Genomic DNA, 19,890 nt, shown 5'->3' with positions numbered 1-19,890 from the left:
GGAGTCGTATCGTCGAAACCGTGACCGCGCGCCGCAGGGCCGCGCGCGGCGACCGTTCCGAAGAACACCCCCCGCCCACCGTTCCCGCCCTGCGCCCATTCCGCCGAGGGGACCCGCCTGTGATCGACACAGTGGTGGTACTGCGAGCCGAGGACGCCGTCCTCGACTTTCTCTCCGTGCTCACCCCGACCGTCACCCCGTCCGCAACCCCCGTCGCACGCCCCGGACCGGCTCCGGCCGGGCCCGGCCGCGAGGTCCACGTCCTGCTCGCCGACCACGGCGACCACCTCGTGCTGCCTCCCGCCGCCACGCTCGGTGAACGCCTCGCCCTCCTCGCCAGCCATGTGCGGGAGGCCGACGAGGGCGCCGCCTCACCCGGACCGGACGCCCTCGCCACGCGCCTCGCCCGGATCGCCGACGGCCGCCCGGTCCGCGTCTGGACCCACTCGCCCGCCGACAACCGGCGCAGCCGGGGCCGCCTCGGCAACGACGTGGCCGACGCCCTCGCCGCGGCCCCGGACGCCGAACCCGTGCTCCACGCCGTCGGGTACTCGCCGTTCCTCCAGGTCGTCAGCGACCTCGACCGGCCCCTGCCCCGCGAACTCGTCGCCGCCAAGCTGGACTTCGTCAACCGGCACGCCCGGCACCTGCTCGACAGCGACTCCCCGCAGCACAAGCTCTACACCGGCCGGGTGCCCTCCGCCGAGCGCTACTTCACCGCCGGAGCCGGTGAACGCCGACGGCTGTTCGCCCTGCTGGCCAGCCTGGACGACGAGGCGGCCTCCGTGCCCGACCCCTGGGAGTTCGCCACCTCGGCGTACGAGAACGAGCGTCTGGACGCCACCACCGCCTGGATCGCCCGCCATCTCGCCCCCGACGCCGGGCCGTTGATCGAGGTCGGCGCCTGCGAGGGGGCCCTCACCAGCCGGCTCTCCGGCAAGGGCCACCGGGTCGAGGCCACCGAGCCCAACCCGGCCTTCCGCGCCCGGCTCGCCGAGGGCCCCGGATCCGACGAGGCGGTCGGCGTCCACGCGGACGGGCTGGACGACCTCGCGGGCTCCCGCCGCCTGCCCGGCGCCGCCTACCTGCTGGTCGAGATGCTCTACTACGGACAGGACCCGGAGCGGTTCGCCGCGCTGCCCACCGACCTCCTCTTCATCGCGCTGGAGCCCGAGGCGCTCGACACCCGGCTGCGCCCCTGGATCGCCGCCACCGCCGACTGGGACCAGATCGACGAGACCGTTCTCGTCCGCCCCGCCCTGGAAGCCGTCTGCGGCGGCCGTGCCCATCTGTGCAAACGCGGCAGCACGGGTGTCCTGCTGCGCCGCCGCCCCACTCCGACCGAAGGCCGATAACCTCAGTGAGCACCGTCGCTTCCCTGGTCAACTCCTGCCTGATGGCCTCCTACGAAGGCCGGACACCGCCCGAGTGGATACGCGCCGCCGTGGCGGACGGCCTCGCCGGTGTCGGGATCTTCGGCACCAACCTGGCGCCCCCCGCCGAACCCGGCGCCGCCCCGTACGGCACCTTCCACGAGGACATCGCCGCACCCCTGCGCGCCGTCCGCCCCGACGTGCTGATCGCCCTGGACGAGGAGGGCGGTGACGTCACCCGCCTCGACTACCACCGGGGCAGCCCCTACCCCGGCAACCACGCCCTCGGCGCCGTCGACGACACCGACCTCACCCGCGACGTCGCCCGCGCCATCGGCGCCGACCTGGCCGAGGCCGGTGTCAACCTCTGCTTCGGCCCCTGCGCCGACGTCAACTCCCAGCCCGACAACCCCATCATCGGCGTCCGCTCCTTCGGCGCCGACGCCCCGCGCGTCGCCCGGCACACCGAGGCCTTCGTGCGGGGACTCCAGGAGAACGGGGTCGCCGCCACCCTCAAGCACTTCCCCGGCCACGGCGACACCGGCGTCGACTCCCACACCGCCTTCCCCGACATCGACCGCGACCTGACCGCGCTGCGCGCCCTCGACCTGCCGCCGTTCGCCGCGGGAGCCGCCGCCGGGGCCCGGGCCGTCATGGTCGGCCACATCCGGCTGCCGCACCTCGCGGAGCCGCCCGCCACCCTCAGCCCCCGCATCGTCACCGGGCTGCTCCGCGACGAACTGGGCTACGACGGCGTCGTCGTCAGCGACGCCCTGGAGATGGCCCCCGTCCTCGACCGCTGGGGCTTCGGCGGCGCGGCGGTGCTCGCCTGGGCCGCCGGTGTCGACCTCGTCGTCCTCGGCGCCAGCGGCGTGGAGCACGTGCTGCCCGAGGTGCACCGGGCGGTCGAGGAGGCCCTCGCCAAGGGCGAGCTGACCCTCGCACGGCTGGAGGAGGCCGCCGCCCGCGTCACCGCTCTGCGCCGCTGGGCCGTCCCCACCACCACGGGCGCCCCCCGGCACGGCATCGGCCTCCTCGCCGCCCGCCGCGCCCTCGCGGCCACCGGACTGCCCGCCCCCGACGACCGGCCGCTGCACACCGTACGGCTCGCCGGTGAGGCCAACATGGCGGTGGGCGTGGCCCCCTGGGGACTGGAGGACGCCCTCGCGGGACTCGGCCGGCTCGCCTCCGCGACCGACGTCACCCCCGGCACACCGCCGGACGGCGTCCCGCTGCCCGACGACGGCCCGCTCGCCGTCGTCGTCCGCGACGCCGCCCGCCACCCCTGGCAGCGCGACGCCCTGGCCGCCCTGCGGGCCCGCAGGCCCGGCCTCGTCACCGTCGACATGGGCCTGGAACCGGCGCCCGGACTGCTCGACCCCCCGCTGCTGCTCACCCGTGGCGCCGGTCTCGCCAACGCCGTCGCCGCCGCCGAACTCCTCACCGGCCGGGTCTGGACCGGCCCGCTGCGCGAACGGTGACCCGTCCACTCCTCGGCTGCCTGCGACGCGACCCCCAGCCCACCGAAGCCCACGGGAGCGACAGCGTGTACGACCTGTGCGTCGGGCTCGGCTACCACTGCGAGTCCACCCACCAGATCCGCCGCATCACCGGTGAGGACCGGGCCCACTACTTCGACTGGCTCGACCTCGAACTCGCCTCCGTCATCGAGACCCTGGAGGCCGACTTCGCCAACGTGCTCCGCCCGGGGCTGAGCGAGCCCTTCAGCGACGGCGCCTGCGCCCTCGACCGGGGCTCCGACATCCGCTTCTTCCACGAGTTCCGGGCGGACGCCGACGCCCCCGGCGGACTGCTGACCCAGGACGCCATCGACCGGCAACTCCCCCGGGTGAGAGAGAAGTTCGACTACCTCGCCGAGCGGTGGCGGGCGACGTCCGCCTCGGCCGCCCGGGTGCTGTACGTCCACCACGACGCCTTCGACGAGTCGGACACCGACGATCTGCTGCGGCTGCGCGCGGCCCTGTCCCGGCCGCACCCCGGGCACCGGTTCGGCCTCCTGTGGCTGCGCCGGACCCCGCCGTCGCCCCGGTCCGCCGCCCGCCTCCCGGACGACATCCGCTGGGACACGGTGCGGCCCGTCCCCGGGCGCTGGGAGGGCGACGACGCCGGATGGGACCGGGTCCTGGCCCGCTTCCCCCTGCGCCGCCGCGCCCCCGCCCCGGGCACGGCCGGGGCCCGGCCCGCCGCATGAGGCGTCGGCCGGCCGCCGGACGGCGCGGCACCCGGCCGCGCCCGGCGGACATGTCCCCCGACCCCTGCCGCCCACCCCCCGGCTCCCGCCCGGAACCCGGCAGCCGCACCGTCGGGTCCGGGCCCCCAGCCGGGCAGCCGGGCCGCGCCCGTCCGCCGGGCCCGCCGGACCACCGGCCCGCACCGGTCGACCCCTGGTCCCCGGCCGCGCGCATCCCGCGCGCCGCCGGCCGCGCTCCGCGCCGGACACCGGACTCCGCGGCGGCGTCCGGGTCCCGGCCCCCGGCCGGTCCCGGCCCGGCGCGGCGCGCGGAGCCCGGCCCCTCGCGCCCGTCCCTCTCCTGTCTCCACCTCTCCCTCTCCCTCTCCCACGCCCGTCCCCGTCCCCGAAAGGACCGCGCGACCATGGCGCCCCCCGTACGTCCCCGCACCGTCGTCCTGTCCCCGCACTTCGACGACGCCGCCCTCTCGCTCGCCGGGCTGCTGCCCGCGCTGCCCGGCCCCGTCGACGTCGTCACCGTCCACGGCGGCGTGCCCGCCCCCGACGCCCCCGTCTCCTGGTGGGACACCCGGTGCGGCTTCTCCTCCGCCGCCGAGGCCCACCGGGCGCGCCGCGCCGAGGACGCCGCCGCCTGCGCCCTGATGGGCGCCCGCCAGGTGCTCCTCGACCACGCCGACGGCCCCTACGCGCCCGAGGGGGCCACCCTCGACGGACTCGCGGCCCTCCTGCGCGAACTGCCCGACGACACCCTGGTCCTCGCCCCGCTCGGCAGCAACCAGCCCGACCACGAGGCCGTGCGGCGCGTCGCCCTGCGCGTCCTCGCCGACCGGGGCGCGCCGCCGCCCTGGATCTACGCCGACCTGCCCTACACCGGCCACCTGCCCGAGTGGGGCACCCCCGCCGCGAGCGACGCGCTCGCCCGCAGCTCCCGGTGCGGACTCGCCTACCAGGACCTCCTCACCACCCACCGCACCATCGTCCGCCACGACCTGATCCTCGACGACGCCCAGTGGGCCGCCAAACGCGCCGCCGTCCTGTGCCACGGCTCCCAACTGGCCCCGGTCGCCGAGGAGCACGGCGGCTTCCTCGCCCGCACCGGACCGCTGCGCGCCGAACTGGTCTGGTCCCTGGAGGCGACGGCCCCCGCCGCCGGACGGCCCGCCGAGGGGAGCCTGCCGTGCTGACCGGCACCGCCCCGCCCGAGCGGCCGGTCGTCCTCGCCGCCCGCGGCCTGGTCAAGGAGTACCGCAGGGGACGCGCCGTGGACGGCGTCGACCTCACCGTGCACGCCGGGGAGCGCCTCGGTCTCCTCGGGCCGAACGGAGCCGGGAAGACCACCACGCTCCTGATGTGCCTCGGCGCCGTCCGGCCGGACGCGGGCGGCGTGGAGATCCTCGGCCACCCGCTGGAGGGACGGCGCGCCCGCGCCATGCAGGGCCTCGGTTTCGTGGCCGGATACCTGCCCCTGCCCGACCGGGTCAAGGTCCGCGAGTACCTGCGGCTGTACGCCGACCTGTACGGGCTGCGCGACGCCCGCGGCGCCGTGGAACGGGCCCTCACCCGCTTCGGCATCGGCCATCTCGCCGGGGCCATCGGCACCGAGCTGTCCAGCGGGCAGCGCACCCTGGTGGGCATCGCCAAGGCCGCGCTGCACCGCCCCCGGCTGATGGTCCTCGACGAACCCACCGCCTCCCTCGACCCGGACATCGCCCTGCGGGTGCGCACCGCGCTGCTCGACCTGTGCGCGGAGGAGGGCACGGCGCTGCTGGTCACCAGCCACGACATGGTCGAGGTGGAACGGCTCTGCGAGCGGGTCGTCTTCCTGCGCCTCGGGCGCATCGCCGCCGACGGCACGCCCGCCGAGGTCGCCGGGCGCTTCGGCCGCGACGACCTGGAGGGCGTCTTCCTGCACCTCGCGGGGGAGCCCGGCCGGGACGGCTCCGGCACGGCACGGGACGGGGCCGCCGCATGACCACCACCCCCGTCACCCCCGCGCCGCCCGGCGGACCGCGGAGCGAGGCCCTGCGCACCCCGGCCTCGGCCTCCCTGCACCGCGTCCTCGCCGTCGCCCGGCGGCAGTGGCTCGTCCTCAAGCGCAGCCCGCACCGCTTCTTCGACGTCCTGGTCTGGCCCCTCGTCGACACCCTGCTCTACGGCTCCATCGGACTGTTCGCCGCGCAGGCCGCCGAGGCCGCGGGCGGCGAACCCGGCACCGCGGCCACCGTCACGGTCTACCTGCTCAGCGGCACGGTGCTCTGGCACCTCGTCCACCAGACGCAGATCTCCCTGGCCACCGGCTTCCTGGAGGAGACCTGGTCCCGCAACATCCTGGGACTGCTCGCCACCCCGACCCGCGCCTGGGAGTACCTCGCCGGGGTCGGCCTCTTCGCCCTCGTCCGCACCGCCGCCGGCACCCTGGCCGTCGCCGCCCTGGCCTTCGGCGCCTACGCGTTCGACGTCACCACCCTCGGGTTCGGGCTGATCCCCGTCGCCGCCCTGCTGCTGGTGTGCGGCTGGTCGGTGGCGCTCCTGGTGGTCGGCCTGGTCCTGCGCTTCGGCAGCGGGGCCGAGGCCCTCGTCTGGGGCGCGCTGTCCGTGGTGATGCCGCTCTCCGGGGTGTTCTCACCCGTCTCCACGCTGCCCGCCCCGCTGCGCCCCATCGCCCAACTGCTGCCCACCACCCATGTGTTCGCGGTGGGCCGCGACCTGGCCGCCGGGCACGGCATCTCCTGGGGGCGGCTCGGCCTGGCGGCCGCGGGCACCGCCGCCCTCGCCGCCCTCAGCCTCTACGCCCTGCTGCGGATGCTGCGCACCTTCCGCCGCCGGGGGCTGGTCACCCGCTACTCCTGACCCCGCCCGCCGGGGAACCGCGCCGGGTGGCGGTGCCGTGGACGCCGCCACCCGGCACGCGCGCCGGAAGCAACTCCGCCGCGCGATTCCAGCCATGTTCGCTTCGACTGTTTTCGGTCCACGGCGCGCCGCCGGGACGTGTCCCTTTTTCGTCGCGGAGCCGTCCGTCGGGACGCGCGCCGTCACAGCCGACCCACGAGCTGGAGTAACCGCACGATCACTGTTGGTCAGCATGTTCGATTCGCGGGGGGCCGGAGCTACTTCCGGCCTCCCGTTTCGTACCCCCATTCGACACCGGGCCGCCGGAGAACGGCGTGTTGCCGTCGCCTCGCCGCCCGGCCCGGTGTCACGGGTGCTTCACCCCCTGGTCACCGGGGCAAACGGCTGACGAAATGGGGGACGAGCCGGGTGGTTCGCGAAGGATGCCCGGAGACCTTGGGGGTTGTACATGGTGCGTGTTCTCGTGGTGCACGACTCGCTGCTGATGCGATCGGCACTGGCTCAACTGCTGCTCTCCTCAGAGGGCTTCGACGTCTCGTCGATGTCCTCCAGAGGCGTCGAACCGGACGAGGACGACCTTCCGCCGGACGTCTGCGTCGTCGACGGGGAGTGTCTCGCCGGAGAGGAGGAGCCGCGCCGGGCGCCGTACTGGCGCCGGCGCGGGACCGGGCTGATCGTCCTGACCGCGCCCGAACGGCCGGGCGTGCTGCGCCGCGCCTTCGACGCCGGGGCGCTCGGCTTCGTCAACAAGGACGCCCCCTCCCAGCGGCTGATCGCCGCCGTGTACGCCGTCGCCAAGGGGGAACGATTCGTCGACGAGAAGCTCAGCGTCGCCCTGCTCGCCGCCTCGCAGCGGCCACTGACGGCACGCGAGCTGAGCGTCGTCTCGCACGCGGCCCAGGGCGCGTCGGTCGCGGAGATCGCCGGTGCCCTGCACCTGTCGCGGGGCACCGTGCGCAACTACATGGCCAGCGCCATACGCAAGGTCGGCGCGCGCAACCGCGTCGACGCGATACGCATAGTGCAGAGCGCCGGCTGGATGTGACGCGCCGGGTGGGGCACCGGGCGCGCCGGTTCCGCGCGGTCAGTCCCGGGTCTCGTCCCAGTGCCCCACCAGATCGCGGTAGAGCGGTGAACGGCCCAGCAGTTCCCGGTGGGTGCCGCATTCCGCGCCGACACCGTCCAGGACCAGCACCCGGTCCGCCCGCAGCGCCGACGACATGCGGTGCGCCACCACGAGCAGCGCCCCCGGCCGGCGGGCGAGCGCCTCCTCGGCCCGCGCCTCGGCCGCCGCGTCCAGATGGCAGGTCGCCTCGTCGAGCAGCAGCAGCCGCGCCGGGGAGAGGTGCGCCCGCACCAGCACCAGGAGTTGGCGCTCGCCCTGGGACAGCTCGTCCGGCCGCAGCGGCGCGTCCGGCCCGCCCAGCCGCCGCAGCAGCCCGTCGGCGCCCAGCTCCCGCACGGCGGCCAGGATCTCCGCGTCGCCCGCGTCCGGCCGCAGATAGGTGAGGTTCTCCCGGACCGTACCGGTGAAGACGTACGCCTGCTGTGGCAACAGGGCCCGCAGACGGGTCAGTTCGGGGGACGGCGGGCCGGTGACCCGTCGGCCCGCGACCTCCACCGTGCCGCCGGTCGGGGCCAGTGTCCCGGCGACGAGGCGGGTGAGCGTGGACTTCCCGATGCCGCTCGGTCCGACGACGGCCAGGTGCTCACCCTCCTCGACGCACAGGTCGAGCGCGTCCAGCACCGGCTCCGCCCGCGCCCCGTACGCCAGCGTCACCGACCGCAGCCGCACGGCGGGCACGGCGCGCCGGGGCGGCGGCACGGGGGCCCGTGGTGCCGGGGGTTCGGCGGGGGTGCGCGTGTCGGGAGGGGATCCCGTGTCTGTGTCTGTGTCCGTGCCTGTGACCGTGTCCGGGGCCGTACCGGCGTTCGTGCGTGGGTGCGGCTCCGGGTCCGGCACCGAAACCGGGTCCGGCACCGGGTCCGGGACCGGGTTCGGATTCGGCGGCCCGGTGTCCGCCGGTGCCGACCGGTGCGGACGGTGGTCCTCGGCGCCGCCGCGGTTCCTGGGGATCGGGGGCGGCGCGGTGATCCGGTCCAGGACCACCAGCAGTCGGGTGCCCGCGGCGCCCAGCGCGGTCATCAGGGTGTGCAGGGCGGGCAGGAGCGCCTGCGCCAGATAGGTGAAGGCACCCAGTACGGCGCCGGTCGAGACGCCCCGGTCCCGCAGGGCGGGGACGGCCAGGAGCAGGAGCAGGAGCGGCAGTTGGCCCGCGATGCCCAGGGCCAGGGTGCGCAGTCCGGCCCACCGGGCGAGGACGCGTGCCGTCGCGGCGGCCTCCGCGACGAGCCGCTCGCCCCGCTCCGCCACCTCCGGCTCCGTGCCGCAGGCGGTGATGTCGCGCAGCGCCCGCCGGGTGCGGGCCACATGATCGCCCAGGGCCTCGTCGGCGGCGAGCGCCCGCCGCTGCGCCGCCCCCATCGGCCGCAGGGTGGCCAGGAACAGCGCCAGGCCCCCGGCGAGCGGCGGCAGCACGACCACCAGCAGCGCCGGGTCCAGGGAGAAGAGGCCCACCAGGGCCCCGGCGGCGGTGAAGACGAAGGAGCGCAGGGTCAGCACCAGGCCCGCGAAGCTGTCCCGCACGATCTCGACCTGATTGGTCAGCCGGGAGACGGCCGCCCGGTCCCCGCCACCGGGGCGGACCCGCGCACCGGCCATGGACCGGTCCACCGCGCGCTCCACCAGCCGGTCCCGCAGTGGCTCCGTCAACTCCGCGAGCTGGGCGAAGACCCCGCGCACCACGGGCGCCCCGAGCAGCACGGCGACCCCGGCGGCGGCCAGCCAGCCGAGCCCGACCGCCGTCCTCCCGGCGAGGAACCCCGCGTCCAGCGAGCGGGCGACGCCGTACCCGATGAGGAACGTCTGCGCCGACTCGGCCAGCGACCACAGCATCAGCCGGGCGACGGCGCCCTTGCGGCGGGCGAGGAACCGGCGGGCGGGCGGCAGGACGCGCCGCACAACGCCGGATCCTTCGTGGCCCCCGGCCCGGGGGCGGTCGTGCGGAACGGTCATGCCCGCGCCTCCCCGCGCAGCGCGTGGCGCGGGCGCGGCGGCCCGGCCTCGGGTCGGGTGCCGATGCCTGTGCCGTCGTCGACGTCCGCGCCTGTGCCCGTGCCCGTGCCCGCGCCTGTGCCCGTGCCCGTGGCGGTGTCCGAGCCTGCGTGTGTGTGCGTTCCGGTGGTGCCGCCGTCCCGGACGGTGCCCGCGCCGCCGGCCGCGCAGGTGCGTCCACCGGCGTCGGCGTCGGTGTCGGTGTCGGCGTCGGCTTCGGGGCCGGTCAGGGCGGCGGAGGCGAGGGCGCTGACCGCTCCGGTGGCCGGATCGGGGCCCGTGCGCCCGGCGCCGGCCGCCGGGGACCGGTCGGTGGTCCCGGTTCCGGTGCCGTTCCCGGCCCCCGAGGGCTCGCGGACCCCGCCCCCGGTGGCGCGCCGTGGCTCCGCGGAGCCTCCGGCCCGAATGCCGTCGCCGGCCCCCGCGTGCTCCATGGCCCCGGGCCCGGCGAAGCCTTCCGCTCCAGTGCCGTCCCCCACCCCCACCGGACCGTCCGTCCCATGAGGCCCTTCCGCCCCCACGGGCCCCTCCGCCCCGGCGGGCGTCTCGGTCCCGGCGGACCCCTCCGTGCCCGTCGCGAACACCGCCCGGTACCCGGCCTGTTCCCAGAGCCGCTCATGGGGACCCACCGCCCGTACCCGCCCGGCGTCCAGCCAGATCACCAGATCGGCGCGTGCCGCCACCGACGGGCGGTGCGCGACCACCAGCCGGGTGGCGTGGCCGAGCGCGCGCCGCATCGCCCGGTCCACCGCGTGCTCGGTGGCCGTGTCGAGGCTGGAGGTCGCGTCGTCCATCACCAGCAGCCGTCCCGTGTGCGCGAACGCGCGGGCCAGACCGAGGCGCTGGTGCTCGCCCCCGGAGAGCGGCACCTCGTCGAGCCGGGTGTCGTAGGTGTCCGGCAGCCGCCGGACGAAGGCGTCCGCGTCCGCGATCCGCACGGCCTCCCGCACCCGGTCGGGCGGCGCCGTGCGCGCCCCGGCGGCGACGGCCCCGGCCACGGTCCCGTCCCCCAGGACCGGACGGGCGAAGGCGAAGCCGACGCCGGTGCGCAGTTCCTCCCGGGTCAGGGCGTCGAGCCGGACCCCGTCGAGCAGCACCTCGCCCGCGTCCGGGTCGGCCAGCCGCCCGGCGACGGCGGCCAGTACGGACTTCCCGGCGCCGCTGCGGCCCACCACCGCGGCGGTCAGCCCGCCGGGCACCACGATCCCGTCCGCCCTCAGCACCTCGGTCCCGTTCCGCAGGACCCGCACCCCGCGCAGCTCCAGGGTGCCGGGGCCGTCCGGCGGCAGCACCGCGGTGCCGTGGCGCAGGGCGGGCAGGGACTCCAGCTCGGCGGTCCGCTCCCGCGCCGCCCGGCTGCGGACCAGCGCGCCGAGCACGGTGGCCGCGCTGCCGAGGCCCGCGGCGAGCTGCGCGTACCGGCACGCCGCCAGCAGCCCCCCGACGCTCAGGGCGCCCGCGCCGAGCCGGAGCCCGCCGACCGCCGTGGCCGCCAGGGTCAGCAGCGGCACCAGGACGTTGCCGGTGGCCAGGGCCCGGCCGTGCAGCGTCCACATCCGCCGGCCCAGCGCGGAGAGGCGGCCCAGCGGGGCCAGGACCCGTGCCCGTTCCCGGGGCGCCGTCCCGGCGGCGTCGATGGTCTCGGCGCCCTCCAGGGTCTCCAGCAGCCGCCCCGCGATGTCCGACTGCACCCGCTGGTAGTCCCGCACCGACGCGCCCGTGTCGCGGGCGAAGACCCGCAGCACCAGGGCCAGCGCGGGCAGCCCGGCCAGCACGCACAGGGCCACCCAGAGGTCGACCAGGGCCAGCGCGGCCAGCGCCCCGGCCGGAGTGATCAGTGAGGCCGCGAGCGCGGCCCTCGCCGCGGGCCCGCCGCCCGCGTCGGACGCGTTGAGCGTCAGCCGGGTCGCCGTGTCCCCGGGGGAGTGCGGGCGGGCGGCGTCCGGGACGGCGCGCAGCAGCCCGGACAGGGCGCGGGAGCGGACCGAGGCGGTCCAGCCCGCCGTGCACCGCCCGGTGAGCAGGGCCGTCAGGCTGTCCAGGAGCACCTCGCCGGTGAGCAGGGCCACGCTCATCGAAAGCCAGCGGTCGGCGGATTCCCCGCGGAGCAGCAGATCCAGTGCCCGGCCGAGGACCAGGGGCTGGGCCACGGCGACCGCTGCCGCCGCCAGGGAGCAGACGAGCACCAGCAGTTCGGGCAGCCGGCCCGGTCCCGGCTCCGGGGAGTCGCCGGCCATCCGCTCCGTCCGGCGGACCCTGGTGGTCCCGTCCCTCACAGCCGCCCCTTCCTGGGATCGGCATCGGCGCGCCCCCGGGAATGTCCGGGGGCGCGCCGGTGCCGGAACGCACGGCCCGCCGCGCTGAACGCGGCGGGCCGACCTGATGTCACGCGGGCGCGTCGCGCCGGTCGCGTCAGTTACAGGTGGTGATGCTCAGGCTGCTGTCGCCGCAGAGCAGCAGGCTCGCGCGGCTGCCGGTCTCCACGTCGCCCATGGCCTCTTCCTTCGGGGTCTCCATGGACTGCAGGTCGAACAGGTTCATCGCTCATCCCTTCGTAGGACAACGTGTTACTTCACGGTCTCCGGTGAGACCGGCTCATGGGCGGCGCCCGGGCGCCGCGGTGGGGGGAGGAACGGCAGACCGGCGGGCCGGTCGCCGCGTACCGAGGCGACGGCGAGCAGACAGCCGGCCGTCCCGGTGGACAGGTCCATGGACAGGCGCATCATCTGCTCGCCGGGGAAGGCGAGCCGTCCCTCGTACGCCATGGCGTGCCAGGTCAGCGCGGAGAGCTGGCGGTCGACGGCCGCGGGGCCGGTGCCGTCGCCCGGGGTCGTCGTCCGGCCGAGGTACAGCACCATGCCCGCGACGCCCCGGTACAGGCCGGGCTGCGCGTAGAACATGGCCTGCGCGGCGCGCACGATCTCGCTCCTGGCCCGTTCGAACGCCTCGTCGGCACGGTGCGCCAGGTAGTCGTCGAGGACCATGCCGATGCCGACGCTGCCCGCCCCCAGGTACGGCATGGTGCGCCAGCCCTCGTCGACCTGGAGCGCCCCGCCCGCGCCGCGGACGCAGCGCGCGAGGTCCTGGCGCAGGGCGGTCCCGGCGAGGTCCAGCAGCCCGGTGTCACCGGTGCGTTCGTACAGGCGCAGGAACAGCAGGGCGCTGCCGGTCGCGCCGTGCAGCAGTCCGGCGCGCGGCCGGTGTCCCGGGGCCCGCCCGGCGGCCCCGGTGGTGAGGGGGCGCGCGCTCAGCTCGGCGCACCGCAGGGCCGCGTCGCGCAGGGCCGGGTCGCCGGTGGCGGCGGCCAGCGCGTCGAGGGCCAGCCCCACCCCGGCGGTGCCGCCGTGCAGGTCCGCCGCGAGGTGCTCCAGGGGGTGGTCGAGGAGCAGCCGGGCCAGATCGAGCGCCTGATCCCGGTGGCCGAGGTGGTCCAGCGTCCAGGCGAGTCCCGCGACGCCGTCGTGGAAGCCCAGGGGCATGCCCGACGGAGGCTCCTTGACGTGGTCCAGGAGCCAGCGCTCCCCGTCCTCGTCGCGCCCCGCGCCGCTCTCGGCGAGCGCGTACAGCACCCCGGCGGCGCCGTGGCCGAAGGCGAGGCCGCCGCCCGCCGTGGCGAACTGGGCGATGTCACCGGGGAAGAGCCGGTCGTCGCGGGACGGGGTGGCGGAGGCGCGGATCGCCCCGGCCATCGAGTCCCGGCTGCGGGGCCAGTCCCCGGGCTCCACCGGCACGAAGCGGTCGCCGGAGCGCCGTGGGGCCGGGGGCCGTGCGGCCGTCCCGGCGATCTCGTCGACCGCCGCGTCCAGGAAGGACCGGGGGACCGGGAACTGCTCCGCGACCACGGCGGCCAGATGCGCGGCCTTGCGCCGGTCCAGTGCCAGCAGACTGGTCAGCGGCAGGAACAGGGCCAGCCGCAGACAGGCCAGGGCGTAGCGGTCCACGGCCGGGCCCCGTCGGCCGGGGGGTGCCACGAAGCCGGGGTGGGCGACGGTCTGCCGGCCCGGCTCGTCCACGCCGTGGGCGGCCTCGAAGTCCAGCAGGGCGACCCGCCCGTCCTCGCGGATCATGATGTTGAAGAGATGGAGGTCGTTGAAGACCACGCCCCGCTCGTGGACCTGGGTGACGGCCCGCTCCACCTGGGCGTGGACGTCCAGCGCCCACGCGGTGTACTCGGCCAGGCGCCGCTCGTCCGGGTCGGCCTCGATGAGCGGGTGCCGGCGGGCGAAGAAGGTGTTGAGCGGCTTGCCGTCCAGGTACTCCAGGACCAGGAAGTGGTGCTCGCCCACGGTGAAGGCGTCGCGCACCTCGGGGGTGCAGTCCAGTCCCGACAGCCTTTCCAGGGCCCGGCGTTCGCGCTCCAGCCGGGCCACCGCGTCGGCCCCGTCGGCCGCCAGACCGGCGTGCGGGCGGGCCTCCTTGAGGACCACGGTCTCCCCGGTGCGGGTGTCCCGGGCGCGGTAGACCCCGCCGCCGTTGGAGAAGTGCAGCGCCGCCTCGACGGTGTACGGGATGTCCGCCAGCGTCGTGGTGGACCGCGCCTCCAGATGCGGGCGCAGGAACTCCGGCAGGCCCACCCAGTCCGGCGTCCGGAGGACCGGGCCGCGCGGATCGGGCACGAGGACCCCGTCGGGGCGGGCGATCGCGGGGCGCAACTCGCCCTCCTCGTCGTAGCAGTTGCGCCGGGTGAAGCTGCCGTAGCGCACGTGCACCGGGCCGGCGCCGAGGCGCAGGTCGCTCAGGATGTGCGGGCCGGACTCACCGTCCAGCAGCGCGGACAGCTCGCCCGCGATCCGCTCGAACCGCTCCTCGTCGGGCGGGTAGACGGTGATGAACTTGCCGCTGCCCGCCCGGTCGGCGTACTTGGCGTTGCGCTGGTGGAGCAGGTAGCGGCTGGGCACGAACTTGAAGGCGACCCCGTGCTCCAGGCAGTACCGCCGGACACGCTCCAGCACCGACTCGGCGTTGTCGAGGCGGGCGGAGACATGGATCTTCCAGCCCTGCGGGGGCAGTTCGACGCCCACGGGACGCAGCGCGAGCCAGTCGCCGCTCTCGCCGCTCCACCATCCCTCGGGGACGGGCAGGGTGGCCGCCGCGTAGCGGGTGTCCGCCGCGGCGGTGCCGGGTGCCGTGCGGTGCGGCGCGTCGTAGAAGGACGGGTCCGCGTCGCAGTACACGGCGTAGCCCTTGTTCACAGCCGCTCCCTCCGCCGGTCGTTGCCGTGGAAGACGCTGTCACGCACGGCGGTGTCCCGGACAGTCGCCGCTGTCATGTCTCCGAGGTGCGAAACGCACGGGTTACTTCGGGGGGCCGGGGGTACGGGCACGCGGGCGACGGCGGGTGCGCGGCCGCGCGAGGAAGGGGTGATGGAGGGCGCCGGGCGGGTGCGCCGGTGAACGCGGAGCGGCGAGCCGTTCCCGGTCCGCCAGCGCGCCGCACGAGGCCGGCGACGGCGCACCCGGTACGCCGTGCCCGCGGCAGGGGCAGGGTGGGAGTCGCCCGGCCGAGCGGTCCGGTCGCGGTCACCGCTGGTGTGCGGTGCTCTTCTCTCCTCGGAGTACCCTGCCAGTCCGCAGCCAGTCCGCGGGACACTCGTGAACAGCCGTCTGGAGTCAGCGCATGAAAACCACAAACCCTTGGGCCGGATCCCTGGACGGGGCTCCGTCGCAGGTCGGGTTCGGCCCGCGGGCATTCCGTCTCGATGTCTGAGCAGCTGCCGGCGTGCCCGGAGTGCGGCGAGGCGTACACGTATGAGAGCGGCGCGCTGCTGGTGTGCCCGATGTGCGGCCACGAGTGGTCGGCCGGGCCCGTCGCGGACGAGGGCACCGCGCCCGCGGCGATCCGCGACGCGGTCGGCAACGAGCTGGCCGACGGCGACACGGTCACCGTCGTCAAGGACCTCAAGGTGAAGGGCGCCGGTGGGGGAGTGGTGAAGGTCGGCACCAAGGTGCGTGGCATCCGGCTGATCCTCGACGGTGTCGGCGACCACGACATCGACGCGACGGTACCCGGGTTCGGCCGCATGCAGCTCAAGTCGAGCGTCGTGAAGAAGTCCGGCTGATCCGACCCCGTCACGGCGGGCCGACGAGACGACGAGCGGACCCCGGACGGCCACTGCCCCATCCTCATACCGGTGATGAGGGTGGGGCAGCCGTGTCGGGGACGGTGGGACTGATCCGGAGCGACGTGGGGCCGCGCCGCGGGGCACCAGCCCCACCGCCCGCCAACGACCGTCCGGGTCGGGCGCGCGGTGTGACGGTGGGCCTCAGTGCGCGGTGCGACCGCCGTCCACGCGGTAGACCGAACCCGTCACGGCGTCCGCCGCGTCCGAGGAGAGGTACAGCACGGTCGAGGCGACCTCCTCCGGTTCGGCGGCGCGTCCGATGGGCGAATCGGCGAGCACACGCTCGGCGATCTCCGGGTCGTCGAGCCAGCGTTCGGTCATCGGCGTCCGAATCAGGCCCGGCGCGAGGACATTGACGCGGATTCCCTTGTCCGCGTAATCGAGCGCCGTTCCCTTCGAAAGGCCGACGACGGCGTGCTTCGCCGCGACATACGGTCCCATTCCCGGGTCTGCCGTGACGCCGGCCACGGACGCGGTATTCACGATGGAACCGCCCCCGGCCTTCAGCATCACCGGGATCTCATGGCGCATGGCGAGGAAGACGCCCGTGGCGTCGACGCCCATCGTGCGGTTCCAGTCCTCCACCGTCTGCTCGTGCAGCGGGGCGGTCGGCGGCAGCACACCGGCGTTGTTGAACGCGATGTCGATCGTCCCGTACTCGGCCACCGCGGCGTCCACCAGGTGCTTCACGGATTCGTCATCGGTCACGTCGGTCCTGACGAAGATCCCCGTGCCGCCGTTGGCCCCGATGGTCTCCAGGGTCTCGCCGGCGCGATCGTCGACATCGCCGATGACGATCTTGGCACCGGCCTTGGCGAAGGCGATCGCGGTGGCGCGACCGATGCCGGTGGCACCGCCGGTGATGAGAACGGTTTTCCCGGAGAAATCAAATGACACTGACATCGTCGATTCTTCCCTCTGTGCGCTGTGGTGCGAACCGATCGTGACCGGTCGGTTGTCCGTGTGAACGGCGGTGACCGCCGCGGTATTCCACCGCGGTCGTGCTGCCTCGCGGGTCTCGCGGCACGACAGGACGGAATTCCCTGCGGGACTTCCGGTCCCGACGGAAACACGACCTCTTCCGCCACGACCCGCGCGCCGGGCGTACCGGGACGATCCCCGGACTCGGACCACGGGGCCCGGGTGTGTCCCGCTCGGTACCGGCGGCTGGGCCGCCACCGGCGGCCGGGCGGCCCGCGTGGTCGGACGGGGGGCCGTCGTCCGGCGCCGGGGAGGCGGGCGGGGCCGTGCTCCGGTCCCTGTCCGATCAGTGGGCCGTGGGCGCCCGGGCGTCGTGCTGCGGGGGCCGGCTGCCGTGGCCGGTTCCGGTGGGCCGGACCGGTTCGCTGTCACCGGTGTCGGGCGGCATCTGCCCCGGGAGGGGTGCCGGTGACGTTCGGGCAGGTGGTGCGGCAGTTCCCGCCGCATGTGCTGCGGCGGTCCTCCAGGCGGCCGTCACCGCGAGGCGGGCCTGGGCGGTTGCTGTCGGCCCGTCACCGTTGAGCAGCAGGGGGGACCCGACATGGACGTGGAGGCGCGGGCGCCGCACCGGCGCGGTGGTCAGGCCCGCGAGCTGCTTGAGAGGCGGGCCGGAGACGATGCGGCGGGCACCGGCCTGGCCGAGCGGGATGACGGGGGCGCCTGTGCGCCGCGCGAGCCGGGCGAGACCGCGGCGGAAGGTGCCCGGCGCGGCTTCGGCCGAGTCCCTGCGGTCGGGGAGCCCGCCCTCGGCGTAGATCAGGATGTGCCGGCCCTGTTCCAGCGCTTCCTGTGCGAGGTCGAGCGCCCGGAGCGCGCGCGGGTCGCCGCGGTGGACGGGTATGTGGCCCTCCCGGGCGAGGAGGCGGCCGAGGAGCGGCACCCGCCAGAGGCCGGCTGCCGCGAGGACGACGGGCCTGGCTCCGAGGCGGTGCAGGGCGGCCAGGACGACCGCCGGATCGGCGAGCGAGCTGTGGTTGGCGGCGACGATACCGGCGGGAAGGCGGTCCGCGCCTTCGTCGGCAGTGACCGTCAACCGCCCGAAGGCGGGGACCAGACGGTCGGCGAGGCGGCTGAGCATGTGCTTCCTCTCCAGGGCGTTCGAGACGAGCTCCATCGTCGCTCGCACGGCCGCCGGCGCGCCTGAGTGCCCGTACTCATCCGCCGGGTGCCGCCGGACGGCCGACGGGCCCCGGGCCGACGGCCTCGCGCGTGGTGTTCACGCGGTCGTCCCCCTCCTCCCGGGGGCGAGTTCGGCGATCAGGGCCTCCACGAGGGTTCTGATCACGTCGCGGACCGGACGGACGGCCTCGACGCCCAGGCCGGACGGGTCGTCGAGTCGCCAGTCGAGGTAGCGCTTCCCGGAGAGGACGCGGCAGGTGTCGCCGCGGCCCGTGGTGACGCGGACGTCCGACTCGCGGACCGTGTCGGCGGTGAGGGCCTTCGGGGCCTGCCGGGAGATGTCGATGCCGGCCTCGGCCATGGCCTCGACGACGGCCGGGTCGATCCTGGTGCGCGGGGCGGTGCCGGCGGAGCGGGCCTCGATGCGGTCCCCGGCCAGGTGGGTCGGCCACGCGGCGGCCATCCGGGAGCGGCCGGCGTTGTGGACGCGGACGAACAGGACGGAGGGCTTGTCGGTCGGCCATAGTGCTGGTCCTCTCCTGTCGCACGGCGGAACGGGGCCGCCGCCGACGTCCGCGCCTCCGCTGGCATCAGCGAACACTGATGTGAAAGTATCAGCGCATGCTGACTTCAGTCGATCCTGATGTGATGCGGGTGCTGGGCGACCCGCTCCGTCTGAAGATCGTGACCCTGCTGGCGCGCGAGACGCTGTGCACGACGCATCTGGTCGAGGAGACCGGAGCCAGGCAGACCAACCTGTCCAACCACATGAAGGTGCTGCGCGAAGCCGGGATCGTGGAGACCGAGCCGTGCGGCCGCTTCACGTACTACAGGCTCAAGCCCGAGGTGCTGGCCGGTCTGGCCGAGCGGTTCGCCGCACTCGCGGCCTCCGCCGCCACCGCCGGCGAGAACAGGAGGGCCTGTCCGTGACCTCCGCCGAGCCCACCGCCGTCTCCTCGCGGGAAGACGGCCCGGCGGGTGACGACTCGGTCGTCAAGAGGCTCTCCACCCTCGACCGCTACCTCGCGGTGTGGATCCTGCTCGCCATGGCCGTCGGCCTGGGTCTGGGCCGGGTCGTTCCCGGCCTGAACGGCGCGCTCGCCCGGATCGAGATCGGCGGGATCTCCCTGCCGATCGCGCTCGGCCTGCTGGTCATGATGTACCCGGTCCTGGCGAAGGTCCGCTACGACCGGCTCGACCGCGTGACCGGCGACAGGAGGCTGCTGCTCTCCTCGCTGGTCGTCAACTGGGTCGTGGGTCCGGCGGTGATGTTCGCGCTGGCGTGGGTCTTCCTGCCGGTCCTTCCCGAGTACCGCACCGGTCTGGTCATCGTCGGGCTGGCCCGGTGCATCGCCATGGTCGTCATCTGGAACGACCTCGCCCGCGGCGACCGGGAGGCGGCGGCCGTCCTGGTCGCGCTGAACTCGGTGTTCCAGGTGATCGCGTTCGGGCTGCTGGGCTGGTTCTACCTCGACCTGCTGCCGCGCCGGATGAATCTGGGCGACGGCCAGGGCCTGGACGTGTCCGTGTGGCACATCGCCCTGAACGTCGTCGTCTTCCTCGGTGTCCCGCTGCTGGCCGGCTTCCTGACCCGCCGCGTCGGCGAGCGGAAGCTGGGCCGTGCCGGGTACGAGGCGGGGTTCCTGCCGAGGATCGGGCCCTGGGCGCTGTACGGGCTGCTGTTCACGATCGTCATCCTCTTCGCCCTGCAGGGGAGGACCATCACCTCCCGGCCCCTGGACGTCGCCCGGATCGCGCTGCCGCTGCTGGTCTACTTCACGGTCATGTTCTTCGGCACCTTCCTGCTCGGCAGGGGCCTGGGCCTGGCCTACGACCGCACCACGACCCTGGCGTTCACCGCGGCGGGCAACAACTTCGAGCTGGCCATCGCGGTCGCCGTCGCCACCTTCGGGGTCACCTCCGGCCAGGCCCTGTCCGGTGTCGTCGGCCCGCTCATCGAAGTGCCGGTCCTGATCGGCCTGGTGTACGTCGCTCTCGCCTGGCGCAGGAGGTTCGCCCCCGACGGGATGACCACCGCCCCGTGACACGGCACACGGACGCGGTGGTGATCGGCGGGCGGTCGGTCGGGTCACGTCACCGACCATCACCCGCGCCGTCG

At 75.3% G+C, this 19,890-nt stretch carries 16 protein-coding genes and 1 pseudogene; 10 read left to right on the top strand and 7 right to left on the bottom strand.

Annotated elements, in window-relative coordinates; all coding sequences use genetic code 11:
* The first annotated feature begins 119 nt into the window (after positions 1-119).
* From ACZ7LB_RS20150 to ACZ7LB_RS20120, 7 genes are all read left to right on the top strand, one after another.
* Positions 120-1,355 (top strand): SAM-dependent methyltransferase, encoded by a 1,236-nt coding sequence (locus tag ACZ7LB_RS20150; protein WP_471469883.1) that lies wholly within the window; start codon positions 120-122, stop codon positions 1,353-1,355.
* Positions 1,356-1,360: 5 nt separating this feature from the next.
* The gene (locus tag ACZ7LB_RS20145; RefSeq protein ID WP_471469882.1) at positions 1,361-2,854 is read left to right on the top strand and encodes a glycoside hydrolase family 3 protein; all 1,494 of its coding nucleotides are present in this window, start codon (positions 1,361-1,363) and stop codon (positions 2,852-2,854) included.
* 65 nt (positions 2,855-2,919) lie between these two features.
* The gene (locus ACZ7LB_RS20140; RefSeq protein ID WP_471470115.1) at positions 2,920-3,585 is read left to right on the top strand and encodes a DUF1796 family putative cysteine peptidase; all 666 of its coding nucleotides are present in this window, start codon (positions 2,920-2,922) and stop codon (positions 3,583-3,585) included.
* Positions 3,586-3,989: 404 nt separating this feature from the next.
* Entirely contained in the window at positions 3,990-4,769 is a 780-nt protein-coding gene (locus tag ACZ7LB_RS20135) for a PIG-L deacetylase family protein (protein ID WP_471469880.1), read from the top strand.
* Positions 4,763-5,557 (top strand): ABC transporter ATP-binding protein, encoded by a 795-nt coding sequence (locus ACZ7LB_RS20130; protein WP_161230003.1) that lies wholly within the window; start codon positions 4,763-4,765, stop codon positions 5,555-5,557. The genes ACZ7LB_RS20135 and ACZ7LB_RS20130 overlap by 7 nt, the downstream gene beginning before the upstream one ends.
* A complete protein-coding gene (locus ACZ7LB_RS20125; protein WP_471469878.1) occupies positions 5,554-6,435 on the top strand; it encodes an ABC transporter permease in 882 nt (293 codons plus the stop codon). The genes ACZ7LB_RS20130 and ACZ7LB_RS20125 overlap by 4 nt, the downstream gene beginning before the upstream one ends.
* Before the next feature lie 448 nt (positions 6,436-6,883).
* Complete coding sequence (locus ACZ7LB_RS20120) at positions 6,884-7,480, top strand: LuxR C-terminal-related transcriptional regulator (RefSeq protein ID WP_471469876.1); 597 nt, start codon at positions 6,884-6,886, stop codon at positions 7,478-7,480.
* Between the two features lie 39 nt (positions 7,481-7,519).
* On the opposite strand, the gene ACZ7LB_RS20115 is transcribed toward ACZ7LB_RS20120, so the two are convergent.
* The 4 genes from ACZ7LB_RS20115 to lanKC all read right to left on the bottom strand — a co-directional run bounded on the left by ACZ7LB_RS20115 (position 7,520) and on the right by lanKC (position 14,742).
* A complete protein-coding gene (locus ACZ7LB_RS20115; RefSeq protein WP_471469874.1) occupies positions 7,520-9,511 on the bottom strand; it encodes an ATP-binding cassette domain-containing protein in 1,992 nt (663 codons plus the stop codon).
* Entirely contained in the window at positions 9,508-11,826 is a 2,319-nt protein-coding gene (locus ACZ7LB_RS20110) for an ABC transporter ATP-binding protein (protein ID WP_471469872.1), read from the bottom strand. Before ACZ7LB_RS20110 ends, ACZ7LB_RS20115 begins: the two co-directional genes overlap by 4 nt.
* Positions 11,827-11,962: 136 nt before the next feature.
* Entirely contained in the window at positions 11,963-12,091 is a 129-nt protein-coding gene (ramS, locus tag ACZ7LB_RS20105; RefSeq protein ID WP_003972313.1) for a mycelium formation morphogenetic lantipeptide SapB, read from the bottom strand.
* 26 nt (positions 12,092-12,117) lie between these two features.
* A complete protein-coding gene (lanKC, locus tag ACZ7LB_RS20100) occupies positions 12,118-14,742 on the bottom strand; it encodes a class III lanthionine synthetase LanKC (protein ID WP_471469870.1) in 2,625 nt (874 codons plus the stop codon).
* Between the two features lie 506 nt (positions 14,743-15,248).
* On the opposite strand from lanKC, the gene ACZ7LB_RS20095 reads away from it, so the two are divergent.
* Entirely contained in the window at positions 15,249-15,608 is a 360-nt protein-coding gene (locus ACZ7LB_RS20095; RefSeq protein ID WP_471469868.1) for a zinc ribbon domain-containing protein YjdM, read from the top strand.
* 204 nt (positions 15,609-15,812) lie between these two features.
* Here the strand turns inward: ACZ7LB_RS20095 and ACZ7LB_RS20090 are convergent, their stop codons facing one another.
* The 3 genes and pseudogenes from ACZ7LB_RS20090 to ACZ7LB_RS20080 form a co-directional block, all read right to left on the bottom strand.
* Entirely contained in the window at positions 15,813-16,568 is a 756-nt protein-coding gene (locus ACZ7LB_RS20090) for an SDR family NAD(P)-dependent oxidoreductase (RefSeq protein WP_471469866.1), read from the bottom strand.
* A gap of 511 nt (positions 16,569-17,079) precedes the next feature.
* Positions 17,080-17,730, bottom strand: a pseudogene (locus ACZ7LB_RS20085) (lysophospholipid acyltransferase family protein); the annotation flags it as partial.
* A 138-nt stretch (positions 17,731-17,868) separates the two neighbouring features.
* The gene (locus ACZ7LB_RS20080) at positions 17,869-18,270 is read right to left on the bottom strand and encodes an arsenate reductase/protein-tyrosine-phosphatase family protein (RefSeq protein ID WP_471470113.1); all 402 of its coding nucleotides are present in this window, start codon (positions 18,268-18,270) and stop codon (positions 17,869-17,871) included.
* A gap of 122 nt (positions 18,271-18,392) precedes the next feature.
* On the opposite strand from ACZ7LB_RS20080, the gene ACZ7LB_RS20075 reads away from it, so the two are divergent.
* Positions 18,393-18,701: an ArsR/SmtB family transcription factor gene (locus ACZ7LB_RS20075; protein ID WP_471469864.1), complete on the top strand. Its 309-nt coding sequence runs from the start codon at positions 18,393-18,395 to the stop codon at positions 18,699-18,701.
* Positions 18,698-19,816 (top strand): ACR3 family arsenite efflux transporter, encoded by a 1,119-nt coding sequence (gene arsB, locus ACZ7LB_RS20070; RefSeq protein WP_471469862.1) that lies wholly within the window; start codon positions 18,698-18,700, stop codon positions 19,814-19,816. The genes ACZ7LB_RS20075 and arsB overlap by 4 nt, the downstream gene beginning before the upstream one ends.
* The last annotated feature ends 74 nt before the right edge of the window (positions 19,817-19,890 follow it).

This window comes from Streptomyces sp. NPDC107521, from assembly GCF_055598485.1.
The sequence above is the reverse complement of the archived record's forward strand: the minus strand, read 5'-3'. Positions and strand labels throughout refer to the sequence as shown.

Excerpts from the sequence above, each read along its gene's own strand:
- ACZ7LB_RS20135 (WP_471469880.1), top strand. The coding sequence starts at position 3,990 with ATGGCGCCCCCCGTACGTCCCCGCACCGTCGTCCTGTCCCCGCACTTC.
- ACZ7LB_RS20125 (WP_471469878.1), top strand. The coding sequence starts at position 5,554 with ATGACCACCACCCCCGTCACCCCCGCGCCGCCCGGCGGACCGCGGAGC.
- ACZ7LB_RS20120 (WP_471469876.1), top strand. The coding sequence starts at position 6,884 with ATGGTGCGTGTTCTCGTGGTGCACGACTCGCTGCTGATGCGATCGGCA.
- ACZ7LB_RS20115 (WP_471469874.1), bottom strand. The coding sequence starts at position 9,511 with ATGACCGTTCCGCACGACCGCCCCCGGGCCGGGGGCCACGAAGGATCC.
- ramS (WP_003972313.1), bottom strand. The coding sequence starts at position 12,091 with ATGAACCTGTTCGACCTGCAGTCCATGGAGACCCCGAAGGAAGAGGCC.
- ACZ7LB_RS20095 (WP_471469868.1), top strand. The coding sequence starts at position 15,249 with ATGTCTGAGCAGCTGCCGGCGTGCCCGGAGTGCGGCGAGGCGTACACG.
- ACZ7LB_RS20075 (WP_471469864.1), top strand. The coding sequence starts at position 18,393 with ATGCTGACTTCAGTCGATCCTGATGTGATGCGGGTGCTGGGCGACCCG.